The organism is Rhodococcus sp. NPDC059968 (assembly GCF_042738615.1).
GTDB lineage: Bacteria > Actinomycetota > Actinomycetes > Mycobacteriales > Mycobacteriaceae > Rhodococcus_F.
The window spans coordinates 40,592-48,720 of sequence record NZ_JBHWUE010000073.1 but is presented as its reverse complement, the minus strand read 5'-3'; the positions used below and the strand labels follow the sequence as shown (position 1 = coordinate 48,720).

Below are 8,129 nucleotides of genomic sequence, written 5' to 3'. Positions count from 1 at the left end.
CACGTGCGACGGCCGGCCTTCGTATGTTTGGCTTAGGCGGTCGAGGTTTTCGTAGCCGCCGATTTCACTACCGCCGAGCGAGAGGGAATGCTGTATCCATGACTATCGACAACACTGAGGGTGCCCGCGCCCAGATCGGCGTCACGGGACTGGCCGTCATGGGCTCGAACATCGCCCGCAACTTCGCCCGGCACGGTCACACGGTCGCACTGCACAACCGCAGCATCGCCAAGACCGACACCCTCATCGAGGAGCACGGCAGCGAGGGCGACTTCGTCCGCACCGAGACGATCGAGGAGTTCGTGGGCGCGCTGCAGAAGCCGCGCCGCGTGCTGATCATGGTCAAGGCCGGCGACCCCACCGACGCCGTCATCGAGGAACTCGCCGCGGCGATGGAGCCCGGTGACATCATCATCGACGGCGGCAACGCCCTGTACACGGACACGATCCGCCGTGAGGCCTCCCTCCGGGAGCGTGGCCTGCACTTCGTCGGCGCCGGCATCTCCGGTGGCGAGGAGGGCGCGCTCAACGGTCCGTCGATCATGCCGGGCGGACCGAAGGAGTCCTACGCGGCCCTCGGACCGCTGCTCGAGTCGATCGCCGCGCAGGTCGACGGCACCCCCTGCTGCACGCACATCGGCCCCGACGGGTCCGGTCACTTCGTGAAGATGGTGCACAACGGCATCGAGTACGCCGACATGCAGCTCATCGGCGAGGCGTACAACCTGCTCGGCTCCGCCCTGGGGTACGACGCCGGCAAGATCGCCGACGTGTTCACCGAATGGAACGGCGGCGACCTCGAAAGCTACCTCGTCGAGATCACCGCGGAGGTGCTGCGGCAGAAGGACACCAAGACCGGTAAGCCGCTCGTCGACGTGATCGTCGACGCCGCCGAGCAGAAGGGCACCGGCCGCTGGACCGTCAAGTCCGCGCTCGACCTCGGTGTCCCCGTCACCGGGATCGCCGAGGCCGTCTTCGCCCGCGCCCTGTCCGGGTCCCGCGAGCAGCGCAAGGCCGCGGTCGGGCTGGCGTCCGGCGTACTCGCCGACAAGCCCACCGATGCCGCCCAGTTCACCGAGGACATCCGGCAGGCCCTGTACGCGTCGAAGGTCGTGGCCTACGCGCAGGGATTCGACCAGATCGCGGCGGGCAGCGCCGAATACGACTGGGACCTGCACCCCGCCGACCTCGCGACCATCTGGCGTGGCGGCTGCATCATCCGCGCCCGGTTCCTCAACCGCATCAAGGACGCGTACGACGAGAACCCGAAGCTGCCGAGCCTCATCCTGGCCCCGTACTTCCGGGACGCCATCGAGACGGCCATCGACAGCTGGCGCCGGGTGGTCTCCACCGCCACGCTGCTCGGGATCCCGGTGCCGGCGTTCGCGTCGTCGCTGTCCTACTACGACGCCCTGCGCGCGGAGCGGCTGCCCGCGGCCCTGACGCAGGGGCAGCGTGACTTCTTCGGCGCCCACACCTACGAGCGGGTCGACGCCGAGGGCAAGTTCCACACGCTCTGGAGCGGTGACCGCAGCGAAGTGCAGGCCTGAGCTTCGCCGACTGCCCCGCCCCCGGCCGTGACGTACCCCGTGTACGTCACGGCCGAGGCGTCGGAGGCCCCGCGTGGGAGGCGGTAGCCTTCTCGATATGCCCGACGACGAGTTCTCCTCACCCGCACCGGTGGGTGAGACGTTCCTCGCGCTCGGTCTCCCCGCGGTGATGACCCACGCCCTCGACCGCAGCGGCATCGGGGCGCCGTTCCCGATCCAGGCGGCCACCATTCCCGACGTCCTCGCGGGCCGCGACGTCCTGGGCCGCGCGCCGACCGGCTCCGGGAAGACCCTCGCCTTCGGACTGCCGATGCTGGTGCGGCTCAAGGGCGCCGCGAGCAGGCGGGGCTTCCCGCGCGGCATCGTCCTGGTGCCCACCCGTGAACTGGCGTTGCAGATCGAGCGCGCGCTGGACGAACCGGCCCTGTCCGTGGGGTTGCGGGTGGCGAACGTCGTCGGCGGGATTCCCATCAAACGTCAGGTCGAGATCCTGTCGCGGGGCGTCGACTTGCTGATCGCGACGCCGGGGCGCCTCGCCGACCACATGGCGCAGGGGTCGGTGTCGCTGGACGACGTGACGGTGCTGGCGCTCGACGAGGCCGACCACATGGCCGAACTGGGGTTCATGCCGCAGGTCACGAAGATCCTCGACAAGACCCCGGCGGACGGTCAGCGGCTGCTGTTCTCGGCGACGCTCGACGGGGAGGTCGACACCCTCGTCCGGCGGTACCTGCGAGACCCGGTCACCCACTCGACGGCGCCGGTCACCGCGTCGGTGAGCACCATGCGCCACCACCTGCTGTTCGTCGACAGGGCCGACAAGAGATCCGTTGTGGCACATATCGGTTCACGCGCGGGACGCACCCTCATGTTCGTGCGCACCAAGTACGGGGTGGACCGGCTCGCGCAGCAACTCCACGAGGCGGGCATCTCCGCGGGCGCCCTACACGGCGGCAAGGCGCAGAACAACCGCACCCGCACCCTCGCATCGTTCGCCGACGGCACCACCCCGGTCCTGGTCGCCACCGACGTGGCGGCGCGGGGCATCCACGTCGACGACATCTCGCTCGTCGTCCACGTCGATCCCCCGGCCGACCCCAAGGACTACCTGCACCGCGCGGGACGCACCGCCCGCGCCGGCGAGTCCGGCGTCGTGGTCACCCTCGTCACCGAGGACGAACGCGCCGAGGTGGAGAAGCTGACCCGTAAGGCCGGGATCGAGGTGGACGGCGTGTGGGTGCGGCCCGGCGACACGGTGCTGGGCGAGATCACCGGCGCCCGCCGCCCCACCGGGAAGGCGGTCCCCGCGCCCGACACCCGGGCACCGGCGCAGGACACCCCGAAGAAGGGCAGGCAGGCGCACGACACCGGGGGTCGCCCGGCCCGCCACGGCCGCCCCGGGGACGGCGGAGCACCGCGGGCCGGGGCCCGACGCGGTCGGAAACCCGGACCTGCGTCAACTCCGCACGGACACCGCAACCGCGGGGCACACTGAGAGGCATGTCCCTGCCGTTCGCGTCGATCGTGTGCGCCCTGATCGCGGCGCTGCTGTTCGCGTGCGCGTCGGTCGCTCAGCAGAGTGCGGCGTCCGCGGTCCCCGAGGACGCCGGGTTGATGACCACCCTGCTGCGCAGTCCCCGCTGGTGGGCCGGCTTCGTCGGAGACGGCGGCGGTTACGCGATGCAGGCGGTGGCGTTGGCGCTCGGATCGGTGCTCGTGGTGCAGCCGCTGCTGGTGACGGCGCTGCTGTTCGCGTTGCCGTTGTCGGCGAAGTTCTCCGGGTACCGGCTCAGCCGCACCACCTGGGCCCTCGCCGTCGCGCTGGCCGTCGCGCTCGCGATCTTCCTGGTGATCGGCGACCCCACCGAAGGCAACATCGACGCCCCGTTCCGCGAATGGGTGGTGCCGCTCGGTATCCTCCTCGCCGTGGTGGCGGCCGCGGCCGCCGCGGGGATGTCGAAGATCGACCCCGGATGGCGGGCGCTGCTGCTCGGCGGGGCGGGCGGCATCCTGTACGGGGTGGCGGTCGCGTTCACCAAGTACGTCGTCGAACTCGTCCCCCGCGGGCTGTGGGCGGTCCTGAGCAGCTGGCAGGCGTGGGCGCTCGTCGCCGCCGGCCTGGCCGGGGTGTACCTGCAGCAGCGCGGCTTCCAGGTGGGGCCGCTGTCCGCGTCGCTGCCCGCGCTGACCATCGCCGAACCACTCGCCGCCGTCTTCCTCGGCATGACCGTCCTCGACGAGCGGCTGCGGGTCGCGGGCCCCGGACTGGTGGTGGTCGGCTGTGCGGTCGCGGTGATGCTGGTCGCCACGATCGGACTGTCGAGGTCGCAGGCCCAGCGGACATCCGACACCGCCGCAACTTCCCCGGTATCGTCCTGACATGTGCAGTTCCTCGACGGGCATCGCCCTCCCTATGACCTGACGTACGACGACGTGTTCCTGGTGCCGAACCGCACCGAGGTCACGTCGCGATTCGACGTCGACCTGGCCACCTCGGACGGATCGGGCACCACCATTCCGATCGTCGTCGCCAACATGACGGCGGTCTCGGGTCGCCGCATGGCGGAAACGGTCGCCCGCCGCGGCGGCCTGGTGGTTCTCCCCCAGGACCTTCCGGCGCCCGCCGTCGCGGAGACCGTGTCGTTCGTCAAGAGCAGGCACCTGGTGGCCGACACCCCGGTCACGCTCGGTCCCGACGCCGCCGTGTCCGACGCCCTGGCGCTGCTGCCGAAGCGGGCGCACGGCGCCGTGGTCGTCGTCGAGAACGACCGCCCCGTCGGTGTCGTCACCGAGGCGTCCTGCACGGACGTCGACCGGTTCGCGCGACTGCGCTCGGTGGCGCTCACCGACTTCGTCACCGCCCCCGACTCCGCGTCGCCGCGGGAGGTGTTCGAACTCCTCGAGGGCAAGCACGACTCCCTCGCCGTGATCGTCCACCCCGACGGCACCCTCGCCGGGGTCCTCACCCGCACCGGCGCCATCCGGGACGGCATCTACCAGCCCGCAGTCGACGGCAACGGGAAGTTGCGGGTCGCCGCGGCCGTCGGCGTCAACGGCGACGTCGCCGCGAAGGCCCGCGCCCTCGTGGACGCGGGGGCCGACCTGCTGGTCGTCGACACCGCGCACGGCCACCAGCAGAAGATGATCGACGTCCTCGGCGCACTGAAGAAGGCCGACCTCGGTGTTCCGCTGGTCGCCGGCAACGTCGTGTCCGCGGCCGGCACCCGGGACCTGATCGACGCCGGCGCCGACATCGTGAAGGTCGGTGTCGGACCGGGCGCGATGTGCACCACGCGGATGATGACCGGGGTGGGCAGGCCGCAGTTCTCCGCCGTCGAGGAATGCGCCACGCAGGCCCGCGCGATGGGTGCCCACGTGTGGGCCGACGGAGGCGTCCGTCACCCCCGCGACGTCGCTCTCGCGCTCGCCGCGGGCGCGTCGAACGTGATGATCGGGTCGTGGTTCGCGGGCACCTACGAGTCGCCCGGCGACCTGCGGGTGGACCAGTCCGGCAATGTGTACAAGGAGAGCTTCGGCATGGCCTCCAAGCGTGCGGTCGCGGCGCGCACCGCCACGGACACCGCGTTCGACCGTGCCAGGAAAGGCCTGTTCGAGGAGGGTATTTCAAGTTCCCGGATGCGCCTGGACCCGGAACGTCCCGGCGTGGAGGACCTGATCGACCACATCTGCTCGGGTGTGCGCAGCACGTGCACGTACGCGGGCGCGCGGACGCTGGCGGAACTGCACGAGCGGGCGGTGCTCGGTGTGCAGTCCGCCGCCGGGTTCGCCGAGGGCCGCCCGCTGCCGGCCGGCTGGTGACAACCGCATCCTGATGTGCCGGTGGGTGTCCTGTTCCACGGAACCGGACATCCACCGGTATTATGGGTCGCTCAACCACACCAGTTCTCGGCGCCGGACCCTTCCTGGCCGTCGAGGCCGAACGAGAGGACTCCGGTGCCCGCGGCACCCACACACGAAGCAAGCGCTCCACCTGCCGTCTCCGGGAGTGTCGTCCCCTCCTGCTCCGTGGAATCGGACTCCGATTCCGCCGGTTCGGAGGGCTCCTCTAGCGAGCCGGGTGACAAACCCGGCGACCCCCGTTCCGCAGCTCGGCGGCGATGACACATGGACATCGCGCTCAGCATTCTCGCTCTGCTCGGCTTTCTCGCCCTGACCGCGGGTACCGCGCTGTTCGTGGCGGCCGAGTTCTCCCTCACCGCCCTCGAACGCAGCACCGTCGACTCGCACGCCCGCGACGGTGACCGCCGGGCCCGGCAGGTGCAGCACGCCCACCGCACCCTGTCCTTCCAGCTGTCCGGGGCGCAGCTCGGCATCACCATCACCACGCTGATCACCGGCTACCTGTCCGAACCGGTTCTCGCGCGGTTCATCACCCCGGTGCTGTCCGCGATCGGGTTCAGCGAATCCGCTTCCGCCGCAACGTCGTTGGTGATCGCCCTCGTCCTCGCTACGTCGTTCTCGATGGTGTTCGGTGAACTCGTGCCGAAGAACCTCGCCATCGCCCACCCCCTGCCCACGGCGCGTGCGACGGCCGGCATGCAGGCGGCGTTCTCCCTCATCTTCAAATGGGCCATCAACGGGCTCAACGGATCCGCGAACTGGCTGGTGCGACGCCTCGGCATCGAACCGGCCGAGGAACTCCGGTCGGCGCGGTCGCCGCAGGAACTCGGTTCGCTCGTGCGGACGTCCGCGCAGCGCGGCGCCCTCGACAAGGGCACGGCGCTGCTGGTGAACCGTTCGCTGCGGTTCGGGGAACGCACCGCGGAGGAGCTGATGACCCCGCGCGTGAAGATCGAGACCCTGTCCACCACGGACACGGTCGCCGACCTGATCGACACCGCCGCCCGCACCGGGTTCTCCCGCTTCCCCGTCGTCGACGGCGACCTGGACGACGCCGTCGGCGTCGTCCACATCAAGCACGCGTTCGCGGTGCCCGCCCACCGCCGGCGCACCGCCCGCCTCAACTCACTCGCCCAGAAGGTCCCGGTGGTGCCCTCCAGCCTGGACGGTGACGCCCTGATGGAGCGGATCCGGTCCGACGGCATGCAGGTCGCGTTCGTCGTCGACGAGTACGGCGGCACCGCCGGGATGGTCACGATGGAGGACCTGATCGAGGAGATCGTCGGCGACGTCCGCGACGAACACGACGAATCGGAGATCGACGTCCAGCGGGTCGGTGACGGCTGGTCCTGCTCCGGGCTCCTCCGCGTCGACGAGGTCTCCGACACCACCGGCTACACCGCACCCGAGGGTGAGTACGAAACCCTCGGCGGACTCGTCCTCACCGAGCTCGGCCGGATTCCCGACGAAGGCGACGAGGTGGCACTCCCACTGCACGAGGGCGCACACGACCCCGGTGGCCGGTGGGTCGCCACCGTGACCCACATGGACGGCCGGCGCATCGACCGGGTGCTGCTCACCCCGAAGCCCGACGAGACCGGCGACACCGACACCGAGGAGGACGACGATGAGTGACCTCTTCGGTGTGCTGCTCACCTTCGTGCTGCTGGCGGGCAACGCCTTCTTCGTCGGCGCCGAGTTCGCGCTGATCTCGGCCCGCCGCGACCGGCTCGAGGCCCTGGAGTCGCAGGGCAAGAAACGCGCCCGCACCGTGATCACGGCGGGCGAGAACCTGTCGCTGATGCTGGCGGCCGCACAGCTCGGCATCACCATCTGCTCGATCCTGCTCGGCAAGGTCGCCGAACCGGCGATCGCGCATCTCCTCGAGGTGCCGCTCCACGCGGTGGGCCTGCCCGCCGGGCTGCTGCACCCGATGGCGTTCACGATCTCGCTGGCGCTGGTCGTGGTGCTGCACATCCTGCTGGGCGAAATGGTGCCGAAGAACATCGCACTCGCGGGCCCGGAGCGGACGGCGATGCTGCTGGTCCCGGTGCACCTTCTGTTCATCAAGCTGGCCCGCCCGCTGATCTCCTTCTACAACCTGTGCGCCAACCTGACGCTGCGGTTGCTGCGGGTGGAGCCGAAGGACGAACTCGACGTCACCGTGTCGGCGGTGGAACTGTCCGAGATGATCGGCGAATCCCGTTCCGAGGGACTGATCGACGCGGAGGAGCACCGTCGGCTCACCCAGGCGCTGGAGACCACCGACCGCACGGTCAGCGAGGTGATGATCCCCCTCGAGAAGGCCCGGACCATCCCCCTGTCGGAGGGCGGAACCCGGCTCGGCGCCATCGAGCAGGCAGTCGTCGAGACCGGGTACTCCCGGTACCCGGTGCGCGCCGACGACGGCTCACTGGTCGGGTACCTGCACCTCAAGGACGTGCTCGACGACATCCTCGACGAGGAGGCCGGACCCGACACCGTGATCCCGCGGTCGGACATCCGGCCGCTGCCGCGCATGTCGACCACCACCCCGCTCGCGGAGGCCCTGGCGAGTCTGCGGCGCGCCAGCTCCCACCTGGGGGCGGCGGCGGACCCGTCCGGGCAGATCGTCGGCATCGTCGCCCTCGAGGACCTCGTCGAGGAATACGTGGGCACCGTCCGCGACGGCACCCACCGGGTCAACGGTGTCAATCCGGGACAGCGAGCGAGCTGATC

At 70.5% G+C, this 8,129-nt stretch carries 6 protein-coding genes; all 6 read left to right on the top strand.

What is annotated here, in order from left to right; all coding sequences use genetic code 11:
• Positions 1–98 precede the first annotated feature (98 nt).
• The 6 genes from gndA to ACFWAY_RS38785 all read left to right on the top strand — a co-directional run bounded on the left by gndA (position 99) and on the right by ACFWAY_RS38785 (position 8,127).
• A complete protein-coding gene (gndA, locus tag ACFWAY_RS38810; protein WP_378452721.1) occupies positions 99–1,550 on the top strand; it encodes an NADP-dependent phosphogluconate dehydrogenase in 1,452 nt (483 codons plus the stop codon).
• A gap of 97 nt (positions 1,551–1,647) precedes the next feature.
• Entirely contained in the window at positions 1,648–3,045 is a 1,398-nt protein-coding gene (locus ACFWAY_RS38805; protein ID WP_378514280.1) for a DEAD/DEAH box helicase, read from the top strand.
• Positions 3,046–3,050: 5 nt separating this feature from the next.
• Positions 3,051–3,929 carry a DMT family transporter gene (locus ACFWAY_RS38800; protein ID WP_378452719.1) on the top strand — a complete coding sequence of 293 codons (879 nt, stop codon included), beginning with the start codon at positions 3,051–3,053 and terminating at the stop codon, positions 3,927–3,929.
• A gap of 3 nt (positions 3,930–3,932) precedes the next feature.
• Positions 3,933–5,369, top strand: a complete 1,437-nt coding sequence (locus tag ACFWAY_RS38795; protein WP_378452718.1) for a GuaB1 family IMP dehydrogenase-related protein — start codon at positions 3,933–3,935, stop codon at positions 5,367–5,369.
• Between the two features lie 306 nt (positions 5,370–5,675).
• Positions 5,676–7,046: a hemolysin family protein gene (locus tag ACFWAY_RS38790; RefSeq protein WP_378514279.1), complete on the top strand. Its 1,371-nt coding sequence runs from the start codon at positions 5,676–5,678 to the stop codon at positions 7,044–7,046.
• Positions 7,039–8,127, top strand: a complete 1,089-nt coding sequence (locus ACFWAY_RS38785; protein ID WP_378514278.1) for a hemolysin family protein — start codon at positions 7,039–7,041, stop codon at positions 8,125–8,127. Before ACFWAY_RS38790 ends, ACFWAY_RS38785 begins: the two co-directional genes overlap by 8 nt.
• Positions 8,128–8,129 lie beyond the last annotated feature (2 nt).

What these genes read in the sequence shown, in the direction of transcription:
- ACFWAY_RS38805 (WP_378514280.1), top strand. Translation starts at nt 1,648, where the DNA reads ATGCCCGACGACGAGTTCTCCTCACCCGCACCGGTGGGTGAGACGTTC.
- ACFWAY_RS38790 (WP_378514279.1), top strand. Translation starts at nt 5,676, where the DNA reads ATGGACATCGCGCTCAGCATTCTCGCTCTGCTCGGCTTTCTCGCCCTG.
- ACFWAY_RS38785 (WP_378514278.1), top strand. Translation starts at nt 7,039, where the DNA reads ATGAGTGACCTCTTCGGTGTGCTGCTCACCTTCGTGCTGCTGGCGGGC.
- gndA (WP_378452721.1), top strand. Translation starts at nt 99, where the DNA reads ATGACTATCGACAACACTGAGGGTGCCCGCGCCCAGATCGGCGTCACG.
- ACFWAY_RS38800 (WP_378452719.1), top strand. Translation starts at nt 3,051, where the DNA reads ATGTCCCTGCCGTTCGCGTCGATCGTGTGCGCCCTGATCGCGGCGCTG.